Here is a 12,950-nt window from a genome sequence, read left to right as displayed (position 1 = left end):
CACGTGTTGGGTTTCAAGCGCAAGGACACGGTTGCAGCGCCGGCAACCACGTCCGCATTGATCGATTCGGCGCAGAAACCCAACTCCGATGTGCACGCGCTGGCGCAAAAACTCCAGCGAGACACCGATGGCCTGGGCCATGAAGCCGCCGAGTTGCGCGGCACGCTGGAAGACTCTTGCGCTGTGGCCGTGCACCAGGAAGAGGGCTTCGCCGTGCTGACGGGTCAGTTGAAAGACATCGGCCAGGCCCAGCACCGCATCCAGGACACCAGCCACCAGAGCCTGGCCTCGGTGGCGCAGGCCCGCCAAAGCGTCGAACACGTGGGGCATGAAGTATCCCAGGTGGTTGTCACGCTCAAGCACGTGGCCTCGGCCGCGCGCGACATCACCCAGGTGGCTTTGCAGACCCGGCTGGTGGCCTTCAACGCCTCGGTCGAAGCCAAGCGCGCGGGCGAAGCGGGGCGTGGGTTCTCTGTGGTGGCCGATGCCGTCAAGGACCTGGCCACGCAGGTGGAGGCCACCTCCAAGACCATCATGAGCACGGTCAGTCAACTGGACGACCGCATCCAGGCCTTGTCACGCGAATTGCTGTCGCGGGATGAGGCCACCTCGTCCGGCGATGGCCGCGCCCAGCGCGTGACCTTTCACCAGGCTTTGACGCAGGTCGAGACAGGCGTGCTTCGGATCACGGAGGCCGCAGATCAAAGCCGTGGCTTGTCGGATGGCGTGAACCAGCAGGTCTCGCAGATGGGGGCGCAAATCAAGCGCACGCATGTGGCGCTGAACACGGCCATGAAGCGCAGTGAAGCCGTGTTGGGTGTGTCGGAGCGCTTGATGGAGCTGATCGCTGGCAGCGGCGTGCGAACCCCTGACACGCCCTACATCGAGCTGGCCCAGAGCGTGGCCAACCAGATTGCCCAATCGCTGGACAAGGCTGTGACCACGGGCAAGATCAGCCTGACGGATTTGTTCGACGAGCACTACCGTCCCATTCAAGGCAGCCAGCCGCAGCAGCACCAAACCAAGTTCAATGCCGTCACCGATGCCAGCTTCCCGGCCATCCAGGAAGCCGCGCTGACAGCTTTGCCCGAGATCGTGTTTTGCATCTCGGCCGACCGCAATGGCTACATCTCCACCCACAACAAGAAATATTGCCAGCCTCAACGCGCGGGCGATGTGGTGTGGAACACGGCCAATTCACGCTGGCGCCGCGTCTTCAATGACCGCACCGGTTTGGCCTCGGCGCGCAACCAGCGGCCCTTCCTGTTGCAGACCTATCGGCGTGACATGGGCGGTGGCAACTTCGTGCTGCTCAAGGAAGCGTCGGCTCCCATCGTGGTGCAAGGGCGGCCTTGGGGCGGACTGCGCCTGGCCTACAGGTTCTGACCGATTTTTTCTCAAGTATTCGGTCATTTGGCCGAAATAAAGTGACTTCCCATCAGGTTGACCCATGAACCAAGACACCACACGTTCGATCTGGAAACTCCAAGCCCAGGACTTTGTCGTTCTGTCGGCCATGGCCGCGACCTTCCTGGGCACCCTGGCCTATGCCGGCGATTACGGTGGCATGGGGCTGGCGCTGGCGATTGGCTTGCCGATCATGATCGCGGCCTTGCTGGCCGCCGTCAGTTCGCGTGGCGAGGCGCTCAGCCAGTGGGCGCTGCCCTTTCTGGGCATGGGCATGGTTGGCCTGATGATCCACGTGGCGCGAGGGCACAACGAGGCACACTTTGCGGTTTTTGCCTTCCTCGCCTGCCTGGTCACTTACAGGCGAGCGGTGCCAGTGCTGGTGGGGGCGGGCACCATCGCCGTTCACCATGTCTTGTTCAATCAACTCCAGACCTGGGCCTGGGGCCCCATCTGCTTCACCGAGCCTGGCTTTGGCAAAGTGGTGGAGCACGCCCTCTACGTGGTCGCTGAAACGGCGGTGCTTCTGTTCCTGGCCGCGCAGGCCCGCAAGGACTTCGCCACCGCGCAAGAGTTGATGACCATCGTGGATCGTTTGCGCGCGGAAGATGGCAGTGTGGACCTGTCGGTGGCCGAAACCCAATCCGACGACAGCCGCACCAAGCGCCTGCTCGAAGCCTTGCGCCACATCGCACAGTCGATCAACCAGGTACGCCAGGCGGCTGAATCCGTGCGCATCGCTTCCAGCGAGATCGCTTCGGGCAACCAATCGTTGAGCCAGCGCACCGAGCAAGCTGCGGCCAACATTGAAGAAACCGCCGCCTCGGTCGAGATGATCGTCAGCACCATCAAGTCCACCTCGGCCAACGCACAGCAAGCCAACCAACTGGCCGGCACCGCGTCGCAATTCGCGGTGGCGGGCGGTGAGTCGGTGAGCCGCGTGGTGACCACCATGAGCGACATCCAGCAATCCAGCCGCAAGATCACCGACATCATCGGTGTGATCGATGGCATCGCCTTTCAAACCAATATTTTGGCGTTGAACGCGGCGGTGGAAGCCGCCCGGGCCGGTGAACAAGGTCGCGGCTTTGCGGTGGTGGCCTCCGAAGTGCGCATGCTGGCCCAGCGCAGCGCCGAAGCCGCCAAGGAAATCAAGCAGTTGATCGGCAGCAGCGTGACCCAGGTCGAGGCCGGCTCATCGCAGGTCGACAGCGCGGGTCAGACCATGGGCGAGCTGGTGGGCCAGGTGCGCCGCGTGACAGAACTGGTGGGCTTGATCGCCGTGTCCAGCTCCGAGCAGAACGACGGCATCGGCCAGATCAACCAGGCCATTGGCCGCATGGACCAGGCCACGCAACAAAACGCTGCACTGGTGGAGCAAACAGCCGCCGCCGCAGAAAGCCTGAGTCGCCAGGCCGACGAGTTGTCGCACGCGATGGACGTGTTCCGCGTGCCCGCGTCGTTGCAGCGCTGAGCGGTTGGTCAGCCTGGGTCAGCCAATGCGGCCCAGCAGCAGGTACTCCATCAGCACCTTCTGCACATGCAGGCGGTTCTCGGCTTCATCCCACACCACTGACTGCGTGCCGTCGATCACTTCGGCGGCCACTTCCTCGCCACGGTGGGCGGGCAGGCAGTGCATGAACAGGGCATCGGGCTGCGCCACGCCCATCATCTCTTCATCGACGCACCAGTCGGCAAAGGCCATCTTGCGCGCTTCGTTCTCTGCCTCGAAGCCCATGCTGGTCCACACGTCGGTGGTGACCAATGAGGCGCCTCGGCAAGCGTCCATCGGGTCCTTGAAGACCTTGTAGCAATCGGTGTTGTTGATGCCTGCCACGACCGGGTCGATCTCGTAGCCGCTGGGTGTGCTCACGTGCACCGTGAAGCCCAGGATCTCGGCCGCCTGCAGCCAGGTGTTGGCCATGTTGTTGCCATCGCCCACCCAGGCCACCACCTTGCCTTTGATCGAACCACGGTGCTCGATGTAGGTGAAGATGTCGGCCAGGATCTGGCAGGGGTGGTATTCGTTGGTCAGCCCGTTGATGACTGGCACGCGCGAGTTGGCCGCAAACTTGACCAGCTTGGATTGCTCGTAGGTGCGGATCATCACGATGTCGACCATGCGCGAGATCACCTTGGCGCTGTCTTCGATGGGCTCGCTGCGGCCCAACTGGCTGCCATCGGTGGTCAGGTGGACCACGGAGCCGCCCATCTGGTACATCCCCGCTTCAAAGCTCACGCGCGTGCGGGTGCTGGCCTTCTCGAAGATCATCGCCAGCGTGCGGTCAGCCAGCGGCTGGTACTTCTCGTAGTTCTTGAAGCGGCGCTTGATCAGGCCCGCGCGCTCGAACAGGTAGGCGTATTCCTCGGCGCGGAGGTCCTTGAACTGCAGGTAATGCTTGATCAGGCTGGATCCGGGTTTCATGCTCAGGCCGCGTTGGGTTCGTTCAGGAATTGTTTGACCAGGGGCGCCAGCAAGGCCACGATCTGGTCGGCTTCTTCCGTGGTCAGGATCAGGGCGGGCAGCAGGCGGATCACCTTGTCGGCGGTCACACTCAGCAGCAGCCCGGCCTCCATGGCGCGGCTCAGCAGCACGCCGCAAGGGCGGTCCAGCTCGATGCCGATCATCAGGCCCTGGCCGCGGATGTCGCTCACGCCTTTCAGCTCACCCAGTTCGCGTGTCAGCGCGGACTTGAGGTGCGCGCCCACGCGCTCGGCGTTGGCCAGCAGGCCGTCTTCTTCCATGATCCTGAAGGTCTCGACCCCGGCGCGCATGGCCAGCGGGTTGCCACCAAAAGTGGTGCCGTGGTTGCCCGGCTGCAGCACATGGGCCGCCTTGGGGCCGCACACCACCGCACCGATCGGCACACCCGAGCCCAAGCCCTTGGCCAGCGGCATCACGTCGGGCTGGATGCCCGCCCATTGGTGCGCGAACCATTTGCCGGTGCGGCCGATGCCGCATTGCACTTCGTCCAGCATGAGCAGCCAGCCGCGCTCGTCGCACAGCTTGCGCACGGCTTGCAGGTAGTCGTTGCGGGCGGGGTTCACGCCGCCTTCGCCCTGGATCACTTCCAGGAAAACAGCGACCACATTGGGGTGCGTCTCGGCCACTTCGTCCAGCGCGGCCATGTCGTTCAGCGGCACGCGCACAAAGCCTTCCACCAGGGGTTCGAAACCAGCCCAAATCTTGGGGTTGCCCGTGGCCGACAGCGTGGCGATCGAGCGGCCATGGAAGGCTTTCTCGTAGACGATCACTTCAGGGCGGTCGATGCCTTTTTCGTGGCCGAACTTGCGGGCGATCTTCAAGGCCGCTTCATTGGCTTCCAGGCCCGAATTGCAGAAAAAGACGTTGGTCAGGCCCGAGCGCTCGACCAGCAGTCGGGCCAGCTCTTCCTGCAGGGGCACCTGGTAGTAGTTGCAGCTGTGGATGATCTTGGTGAGCTGATCCTGCAGGGCAGGGACCAGCTTGGCGTGGTTGTGACCCAGGGTGTTCACGGCGATGCCGGCCAGCGCGTCCAGGTACTCGCGGCCATCGGTGTCCCAGACGCGGGTGCCCTGGCCGTGCGACAAGGCAATCGGCAGGCGACCGTAGGTGGGCATCACGTGGGGCATCGTCACAGGGGCGTTCATGGCTTGGTTTCTCGCAAAAAAGAAAAAGCGCAGTGGCAATACTGCGCTATGGGCATTCTAAGGAAAAGGCACGGCTTCGGCGCACCGCCTGCTTCGTTGTGTTTGCGCCCACCAATGCACGGGGTTACTGGCATCAATGTTGCGGCGCACCAGTCTTGTGATCGACAATGTGGGGCTGTTGACGATGGATACCACCCTTGAAGTCGCGACCTCTCTTTGCAGCACGCCGGCAAAACCGGCCGCCATCGAAAGCCCCACCGTGTCATTGACTCCCCCTCGAAGTCCGAAACCTCGCGAGGTTTTCATCCAGGGCCTGACCACATCAGGCAAGACTTTCCGGCCCAGCGACTGGGCCGAGCGTCTGGCGGGGGCCATGTCATCGTTCCGGCCTGGCGCCTCTCACATGGGCCGTTCGGCGCACATCGGTTACTCGCCCTACTGCGTGCCGACGTCGATTGGCGATGTCAAATGCGTGATCGTCAACGAAGCATTGCGAGACCTGGAGCCCATGGCCTGGGACTTCGTGATGAACTTTGCCCGTGACAACGATCTGCAGGTGACGGATGCCTGCTCACTGCCCTGAGGCTTCCGGCGTTTCCCAAAAGCAAAAGGCCCGCTTGACGCGGGCCTTTTTGACAATCAAGGCCGGAGCCTGATTGATGGCTTGATCTTTCGATCAGGCGGCGGTCAGGGCCTTGACCTTGGCCGACAGGCGGCTCTTGTGGCGAGCGGCCTTGTTCTTGTGGAACAGGCCCTTGTCGGCGATCGAGTCGATCACGCTTTGGGCGGTCTTGAAAGCGTCAGAGGCCACGGCCTTGTCGCCAGCCTTGACAGCCTTGAGCACGCCCTTGATGGCGGTGCGGAACTTCGAACGCAGGGCCGAGTTGGCGGCGTTCAGTTTGACGTCTTGACGAACGCGCTTGAGGCCTGAGGCAATGCGGACGGTCTTTTTGGGCTTCGATGCTGATGGCATGATTTTTTTTGGGCCTTGCAGATGCCTGGCGCAACCCCATTCAGGAGATCACATCCAATTCGCACCCCACAGAGCCAGTGTTGGTTGAAAAGCCGACGATTATAACGTCCCAGAAAGCTTTTGCCTAGGCCGCCCCTTGCGCTTCCTATAATCCCGTCGATGAGTTTGCTGAAATCCGCGTCCATCGTTTCCCTGCTGACCCTGGCATCCCGCATCACGGGCCTGGTCCGCGAACTGCTGATTGCCGCCACCTTTGGGGCCAGTGCCACGACGGACGCCTTCAATGTGGCGTTCCGAATCCCCAATCTGCTGCGCCGCCTGTTTGCCGAGGGAGCGTTTTCGCAGGCCTTTGTGCCGATCCTGTCCGAAAGCCGTGCCCGTCAGGGTGACGAGGGCACCCGCCTGCTGATCAACGCCGTGGCCACGGTCCTGTTCTGGACTTTGCTGGTGGTGAGCGTGCTGGGCGTGGTGGGGGCGCCGGTTTTGGTGTGGATGATGGCGTCGGGCTTGCGCGAAAGCGGGGGGTTTGACGCCGCCGTGGTGATGACGCGCTGGATGTTCCCCTACATCGGCTTCATGTCGCTGGTGGCCCTGAGTGCGGGCATCCTTAACACCTGGGGGCGCTTCGCCGTCCCCGCGGCCACCCCTGTGTTGCTCAACCTCTCAGTGATCGCGGCGGCTTGGTTCGCAGCGCCCGTGTTCCGCTCGCACGGACTGGATCCGGTGCTGGCTTTGGCCGTGGGCGTGATGGTGGGCGGCGTGGCGCAACTGGCCATCCAGATTCCGGCCCTGATCCGGATCCACTCGCTGCCCAGCATTGGCGCTTCGTTGTCGAGCATCAAGAACGCGTGGCATCACCCTGGCGTCAGGCGCATCCTGCGCCAGATGGGGCCAGCGGTGTTGGGGGTGTCGGTGGCACAGCTGTCATTGCTGGTCAACACGCAGATCGCCTCGCATTTGCAAGCGGGTTCGGTGTCATGGCTGACCTATGCCGACCGGCTGATGGAGTTCCCGACGGCCATGCTGGGTGTGGCGCTGGGTGTGGTGTTGCTGCCGCAACTGTCCAAGGCGCAAGCCAGTGGCGACAAAGCAGAGTTCTCCAACCTGCTGGATTGGGGTCTGCGCCTCGTGGTCTTGCTGGCGCTGCCTTGCGCCGTGGCCTTGTTGTTGTTTGCCGAGCCGCTGGTGTCGGTGCTGTACCACTACGGGCGTTTCAGCCCGACCGATGTGCGCCAAACGGTGCTGGCCTTGAGTGGCTACGGCGTCGGCCTGATGGGCCTGGTGGGCATCAAAATTCTGGCGCCGGGCTTTTACGCGACGCAGGACATTCGCACGCCGGTGCGCATCGGCATCACCGTGCTGGTCTTCACGCAGGTGCTTAACTTGGTGTTCGTGCCCTGGTTGGGGCATGCGGGCCTGGCCTTGTCGATTGGCGTGGCTTCGCTGATCAATGCCACTTGGTTGCTGATCGGCTTGCGCCGCACCGGGCGGTATCAGCCTTCTCCGGGTTGGGTCTTGTTCGCGCTGCGCGTGGTTCTGGCGTCGGCCTTGCTGGGGGTGTTGCTCTGGTTCGCGGCGCATCGCATTGACTGGCTGGGCTTGCATGGCCAGCCCTTGTTGCGCGTGGGCCTGATGGCGGCCTGCCTGGCGGCTGCGGGCGTGCTTTACTTTGGCACGCTGATTCTTTCGGGGATGAACTTGCGGCAGGCGATCAGGCGGTAGCAGTTCGGTCGGGGTCGTGGTCTTGGTCGACGACGGCTTGGGCGCTGGAGGGGTAGCGCGGGGCTGGGGGCTGCTGGGGCGGCATCCGTCAGGGCTTCAGGTGGGTGGTCCCGCTGCGCGGGACTGCCTTGCGATGCTCGCGCCAAGGTGGTGCCGTGGAACTCGCTTCGCGGCCTCTGGCCGCTGCGCTCAAACAACCACGGCAAGTCAGTGATTGATGCGCGCTAACGCGCGCCCACCTCGGCGCTGTGCTTCTCAGCCCCCACCCAGGCGCCCCGCCGGATGCCGCCCCGGCACCTTTGCGCCCCGCTGGTGGCGTGGCACGGCTCCGTGGTGGGTATCGCTCAGTGATGGCAATGGAAGGAGTCCCCTCGTGGCACGCCACCAGCGAGGCGATCAGGGATGAGGCGGTGACTGGCAGGGCGACGTCGGGGGCGTCGAGGAGCGCAGCTCAGGGCGGAAAAAGGATCGTCCGCTGTCTGAGCCCTGCAAGGGCGAGTTTCGGACGATCCCCGCCCTGGGCGAGCACCGCAGAGCAGTCCGCCGCAACGCGGTGGACCGCCACCATCGGAGCCCTGCCAGTCACCGCCTCATCCCCGCCTCGCGCTCCAACACAAAGCACACCACCAATCGCATCCCCAGCGTTGCCTCATCAAGCCTGAGCCTTCAAAGCGATCGAGCCAAGTCCACCGCCTGCTCCACCCGATCCACCGCATGGATGGTGAGCCCCTCAATCGGCTTCTTGGGCGCATTCGCCTTCGGCACCACCGCGATCGAAAATCCCAGCTTGGCCGCTTCCTTTAAACGCTCCTGACCACGCGGCGCCGGCCGGATCTCACCCGCCAAGCCCACTTCGCCAAAGGCAAAAAATCCCTTGGGCAAAGGCTTGCCGCGCAAGCTGCTTTGAATCGCCAGCAGCACCGCCAGGTCGGCCGCCGGTTCGCTGATGCGCACACCGCCCACCGCATTCACGAACACGTCCTGATCCCCGCAGGCCATACCCGCGTGGCGGTGCAACACCGCCAGCAACATGGCCAATCGATCCCGCTCCAGGCCCACGCTCAATCGGCGCGGGCTGGGGCCGCCTGAATCAACCAGGGCCTGGATCTCGACCAGCAGAGGGCGCGTTCCTTCCAGCGTCACCATCACGACCGAACCAGGCACGGGCTCATCGTGGGTGGACAAGAAGATGGCGCTGGGATTGCTCACGCCTTTCAAGCCCTTGTCGGTCATCGCGAAGACGCCAATCTCGTTGACGGCGCCAAAGCGGTTCTTGATGGCGCGGACCAGGCGGAAGCTGCTGTGCGTTTCGCCTTCAAAGTACAAGACCGTATCGACGATGTGTTCCAGCACCCGTGGCCCAGCCAAGGCGCCTTCTTTGGTCACGTGGCCCACCAACACCATGGTGCAGCCGCTGGACTTGGCCACGCGGGTCAGGTGGGCGGCGCATTCGCGCACCTGCGCGACCGAACCGGGGGCCGAGGTGAGCTGGTCGGAGTAAATCGTCTGGATCGAGTCGATCACGCAGAAAGACGGTCGCTCGGCATCCAGCGTGGCGATGATGTTTTCCAACTGAATCTCGGCCTGCACCCGCACCTTCGAGCCGTCCAGGCCAAGTCGTTGCGCACGCAAGGCCACCTGGGCGCCGCTCTCTTCGCCGGTCACGTAGAGCACTGGCATTTGGCGCGACAGCGCATCCAAGGCTTGCAGCAGCAAGGTCGATTTGCCGATCCCTGGGTCGCCCCCGATCAGGATCACGCCGCCGGTAACGATGCCGCCACCCAGAACGCGGTCAAGCTCTTCCAGCCCGGTCGGCGTGTGGGCAATGTCGGCCGCTTCGATGTGGGACAAGGTGGCCACGGGCTGCGGGGCGTTGAGCCCGCGAGTCAGGGCCTGCATGCGGTTTTTGGCCGGGCCTGTGTCGGCGCGGGTTTCTTCCAGCGTGTTCCAGGCGTTGCAATGAGGGCATTTGCCCAGCCACTTCGGGCTGGTGCCGCCGCATTCCGAGCAGGTGTAGATCGTTTTCTCTTTGGCCATGAAAGGTGTCGTTCAGGCGATCTCGTCGCCGTCCTTCTGGCCATCGTGGATGGCTTTGAATTTGCGGTCCAGTTCCTGGCGCAATTGACGGCGCAGCAGGGCGGATTCGAAGCGGCGCTTTTCTTCGCCTGTGCTGGGTTCCAGCGGCGTCACGGGTTTGGGGCGGTTGTTGTCGTCAACCGCCACCATGGTAAAGAAGCAGCTGTTGGCATGACGCACCACTTGGGTGCGGATGTTCTCGGCGATCACCTTGACGCCTATCTCCATGGACGAGTTGCCCGTGAAGTTGACAGAGGCCAAAAAGGTGACCAGTTCGCCCACGTGGATGGGTTGGCGGAAGGTCACGCGGTCGACCGACAAGGTGAGCACATAGCAGCCGGCATAGCGACTGGCACAGGCGTAAGCGACCTGGTCGAGCAGCTTGAGAATGGTGCCGCCGTGGACATTGCCGGAGAAATTGGCCATGTCCGGCGTCATGAGCAAGGTCATGCGCAACTGGTGGCGGTGGTGGTCGATGTCCATGCTTGATTCTGGTGCAAAACTCATTGGGGTCGGGGCAAAAGGAACGACTGCATGCAAGTGCTGTGCCGAAATGGTGCGCTCATGCGGCACTTACACGGCGGTGACCGGAACGCGTTGCGACAACGCGCACATCAGTTCATAGCCCACGGTGCCGCAATGCTGGGCCACGTCGTCGATCGGCAGCAAGGTGGGTTGGCCATCGACCAGCGGGCCATGGCCCCACAGGGTGGCTTCGCTGCCGACCCGGGCTTGGGATGCCGCGCTGAGGTCCACGGTGACCATGTCCATGGACACGCGCCCAATCAAAGGAACGCGCACACCGTCGATCAGCAAGGGGGTGCCGTTGGGGGCGTGGCGAGGGTAGCCATCGGCATAGCCGCAGGCGACCACGCCCAGCCGCATCTCGCGGTCGGCGACGAAGCGGCTGCCGTAGCCCACCGTGTCGCCGGCTTTCAAGTGCTGAATGGCGATCACCCGCGACTTCAAGGTCATGGTGGCTTGCAAGCCCCAGTGGGCGGCACTGTGCTCTGGGTAGTCGGGCGATGAGCCGTACAGCATGATCCCAGGGCGGACCCAGTCACCACGCACGCTGGCCTCCTGGGCGTGGCGCAAGGTGCCGGCGCTGTTGCACAGGCTGCGCTCGCCGCTCAGGTCCGCGCAGGTGCTGAGGAACAACTCGGTCTGTTGGCTGATGCCGCGTGGCCCGTCCGCGTCTGAGAAGTGCGTCATCAGCGACACCTCGTCGACCTGCGGCAAGGCCGACAAGCGCGCCCAGGCACTGCGGAAAGCGGGCGGCGTGAAACCCAGGCGGTTCATGCCGGTGTTCATCTTCAGGAAAACGCGGTGCGGCCACTCCGTCTTGTGCTGCGCCAGCCAGTCGATCTGTTCGTCGCAATGCACCACGTGCCACAGGCCCAGGCGCGAGCACCACTCCAGATCGCGCGCTTCGAACACGCCCTCCAACAACAGGATGGGGCCGCGCCAATCCAGTTTGCGCAGGCGTTGCGCCTCGGCGATGTCCAGTAAGGCGAAACCGTCGGCGGCGCGCAGGCCTTCAAAGGCGCGTTCAAGGCCATGACCGTAGGCGTTGGCTTTGACCACGGCCCACACCCGCGCATCCGGCGCGCAGTCGCGGGCACGCTGCAAGTTGTGGAGGAGGGCATCGACGTGGATGAAGGCTTCTAAGGGGCGGGGCATGAGGGGATTGTGCCAGCGGCCATGCTATAAACCGCGGCTTGGCCTGCCGCTTTACCGATGTCTGGTGGGCGGCGAAGGTCCAACATCACACGCATGAAGACAGTGACTGCCCGCTTATGAAAAAAGGCTTTTTCACCATCATGGCGGCGCAGTTCTTCAGCTCGCTTGCCGACAACGCCTTGTTCGTGGCCGCGGTGGAATTGCTGAAAAGTTCAGGGGCCCCGGAATGGCAGCCAGCGGCGCTGGTGCCCATGTTCGCTTTGTTCTACGTGGTGCTGGCCCCGTTCGTGGGCGCGTTTTCCGACGCGGTGCCCAAAGGCCGGGTCATGTTCTTTTCCAACAGCATCAAGGTGGTTGGTTGCCTGATGATGCTGTTTGGCAGCCACCCCTTGATCGCGTATGCGGTGGTGGGCCTGGGCGCCGCCGCTTACTCACCCGCCAAGTACGGCATCCTCACCGAGTTGCTGCCACCCTCGCAACTGGTCAAGGCCAATGGCTGGATCGAAGGGCTGACCATCACCTCCATCATCCTGGGCGTGGTGCTCGGCGGGCAATTGATGGGCGAGGTCGTCTCGCCGCACCTGCTGGCGTTTGACCTGCCTTTCGTGGACACGGGGATCGACACGCCGCCCGAAGCCGCCATCGCCACGATGATCCTGCTATACGTGGTGGCGGCATTGTTCAACCTGCGCATTCCCCGCACTGAAACCCCCCTGCAACCGCTGCCAGTGCACCTGTGGTCGCTGGTGGGCGACTTCTTTGACTGCAACCGCCGTTTGTGGAAAGACAAGCTGGGCCAGATTTCTCTGGGCACGACCACGCTGTTCTGGGGCGTGTCCGGCAATTTGCGCTACATCGTGCTGGCCTGGGCAGCGGTGGCCTTGGGGTATGACACGACCCACGCCTCATCGCTGGTTGGTGTGGTGGCCGTGGGCACGGCAGTGGGCGCTGTTCTGGCTTCTGCCAAGATGACCTTGGCTCAAGCGACCAGCGTGATCCCTTTGGGCGTGGCCATGGGTTTGTTGGTTTTGGGCATGAATGTGATTCGCGACATTGAAGTGGCCGTGCCCTTCATGATCATCCTGGGCGGTTTGGGGGGCTTCCTGGTTGTGCCGATGAACGCCCTGCTGCAACACCGTGGCCACAACCTGATGGGGTCTGGTCGTTCGATTGCGGTTCAGAATTTCAATGAGCAAGCCTGTATCTTGGGCTTTGGTCTGTTGCTGATTGTTTTGACCAAGCTCGGTTTTTCCGCCTACGGTCAGATCTCCATCTTTGGGCTGGCGGTCGCGGTGGCCATGTTCGGCATCTGGCTCTGGCACCGCAGCAACACCATTCACCATCGTGACGAGGTCGAGCGCCTGCTGGCCGTGGCCCGCAGCGATTGCCACTGAGTCACCACCGCTCACACATCGGCAACATAGCTTTACGAAAACCTGTCATCGGCGGTTGTAAGCTGGCC

Annotated in this window: 11 protein-coding genes; 5 read left to right on the top strand and 6 right to left on the bottom strand. The window is 63.3% G+C overall.

The annotated features are described in order from the left end of the window. Nucleotides 1-3: 3 nt before the first annotated feature. Together PSV38_RS10150 and PSV38_RS10145 are read left to right on the top strand one after the other, a co-directional pair. Entirely contained in the window at nucleotides 4-1,386 is a 1,383-nt protein-coding gene (locus tag PSV38_RS10150) for a methyl-accepting chemotaxis protein (RefSeq protein ID WP_300547078.1), read from the top strand. 64 nt (nucleotides 1,387-1,450) lie between these two features. After that, nucleotides 1,451-2,881 carry a methyl-accepting chemotaxis protein gene (locus tag PSV38_RS10145; RefSeq protein WP_300547077.1) on the top strand — a complete coding sequence of 477 codons (1,431 nt, stop codon included), beginning with the start codon at nucleotides 1,451-1,453 and terminating at the stop codon, nucleotides 2,879-2,881. A gap of 18 nt (nucleotides 2,882-2,899) precedes the next feature. On the opposite strand, the gene argF is transcribed toward PSV38_RS10145, so the two are convergent. Further along, a complete protein-coding gene (argF, locus tag PSV38_RS10140; RefSeq protein WP_300547076.1) occupies nucleotides 2,900-3,832 on the bottom strand; it encodes an ornithine carbamoyltransferase in 933 nt (310 codons plus the stop codon). A 2-nt stretch (nucleotides 3,833-3,834) separates the two neighbouring features. Next, on the bottom strand, nucleotides 3,835-5,037 hold the full coding sequence (locus PSV38_RS10135) for an aspartate aminotransferase family protein (protein WP_300547074.1): 1,203 nt from the start codon (nucleotides 5,035-5,037) through the stop codon (nucleotides 3,835-3,837). A gap of 265 nt (nucleotides 5,038-5,302) precedes the next feature. On the opposite strand from PSV38_RS10135, the gene PSV38_RS10130 reads away from it, so the two are divergent. Continuing rightward, on the top strand, nucleotides 5,303-5,620 hold the full coding sequence (locus PSV38_RS10130) for a DUF3579 domain-containing protein (RefSeq protein WP_300547470.1): 318 nt from the start codon (nucleotides 5,303-5,305) through the stop codon (nucleotides 5,618-5,620). 93 nt (nucleotides 5,621-5,713) lie between these two features. On the opposite strand, the gene rpsT is transcribed toward PSV38_RS10130, so the two are convergent. Further along, on the bottom strand, nucleotides 5,714-6,010 hold the full coding sequence (rpsT, locus tag PSV38_RS10125; protein WP_300547072.1) for a 30S ribosomal protein S20: 297 nt from the start codon (nucleotides 6,008-6,010) through the stop codon (nucleotides 5,714-5,716). 159 nt (nucleotides 6,011-6,169) lie between these two features. On the opposite strand from rpsT, the gene murJ reads away from it, so the two are divergent. Beyond that, complete coding sequence (gene murJ / locus PSV38_RS10120) at nucleotides 6,170-7,732, top strand: murein biosynthesis integral membrane protein MurJ (RefSeq protein ID WP_300547070.1); 1,563 nt, start codon at nucleotides 6,170-6,172, stop codon at nucleotides 7,730-7,732. Between the two features lie 666 nt (nucleotides 7,733-8,398). On the opposite strand, the gene radA is transcribed toward murJ, so the two are convergent. The 3 genes from radA to alr all read right to left on the bottom strand — a co-directional run bounded on the left by radA (nucleotide 8,399) and on the right by alr (nucleotide 11,488). Continuing rightward, nucleotides 8,399-9,769 carry a DNA repair protein RadA gene (gene radA / locus PSV38_RS10115; RefSeq protein WP_300547068.1) on the bottom strand — a complete coding sequence of 457 codons (1,371 nt, stop codon included), beginning with the start codon at nucleotides 9,767-9,769 and terminating at the stop codon, nucleotides 8,399-8,401. A 12-nt stretch (nucleotides 9,770-9,781) separates the two neighbouring features. After that, nucleotides 9,782-10,285 (bottom strand): acyl-CoA thioesterase, encoded by a 504-nt coding sequence (locus tag PSV38_RS10110; protein ID WP_300547468.1) that lies wholly within the window; start codon nucleotides 10,283-10,285, stop codon nucleotides 9,782-9,784. A 96-nt stretch (nucleotides 10,286-10,381) separates the two neighbouring features. Then, a complete protein-coding gene (alr, locus tag PSV38_RS10105; protein WP_300547067.1) occupies nucleotides 10,382-11,488 on the bottom strand; it encodes an alanine racemase in 1,107 nt (368 codons plus the stop codon). Between the two features lie 116 nt (nucleotides 11,489-11,604). Here alr and lplT point away from each other — a divergent pair, with 116 nt between their 5' ends. Beyond that, nucleotides 11,605-12,882: a lysophospholipid transporter LplT gene (gene lplT / locus PSV38_RS10100; protein WP_300547066.1), complete on the top strand. Its 1,278-nt coding sequence runs from the start codon at nucleotides 11,605-11,607 to the stop codon at nucleotides 12,880-12,882. Nucleotides 12,883-12,950: the final 68 nt, after the last annotated feature.

It is taken from the genome of Aquabacterium sp., assembly GCF_029946005.1.
GTDB lineage: Bacteria > Pseudomonadota > Gammaproteobacteria > Burkholderiales > Burkholderiaceae_C > Aquabacterium.
Note: the sequence above shows the minus strand (reverse complement) of the source record. Positions and strands in the feature narration are given on the sequence as shown.

Bases quoted from the DNA above. Each gene is read 5' to 3' on its own strand.
- PSV38_RS10145 (WP_300547077.1), top strand. From the start codon at position 1,451: ATGAACCAAGACACCACACGTTCGATCTGGAAACTCCAAGCCCAGGAC.
- argF (WP_300547076.1), bottom strand. From the start codon at position 3,832: ATGAAACCCGGATCCAGCCTGATCAAGCATTACCTGCAGTTCAAGGAC.
- PSV38_RS10135 (WP_300547074.1), bottom strand. From the start codon at position 5,037: ATGAACGCCCCTGTGACGATGCCCCACGTGATGCCCACCTACGGTCGC.
- rpsT (WP_300547072.1), bottom strand. From the start codon at position 6,010: ATGCCATCAGCATCGAAGCCCAAAAAGACCGTCCGCATTGCCTCAGGC.
- murJ (WP_300547070.1), top strand. From the start codon at position 6,170: ATGAGTTTGCTGAAATCCGCGTCCATCGTTTCCCTGCTGACCCTGGCA.
- radA (WP_300547068.1), bottom strand. From the start codon at position 9,769: ATGGCCAAAGAGAAAACGATCTACACCTGCTCGGAATGCGGCGGCACC.
- alr (WP_300547067.1), bottom strand. From the start codon at position 11,488: ATGCCCCGCCCCTTAGAAGCCTTCATCCACGTCGATGCCCTCCTCCAC.
- lplT (WP_300547066.1), top strand. From the start codon at position 11,605: ATGAAAAAAGGCTTTTTCACCATCATGGCGGCGCAGTTCTTCAGCTCG.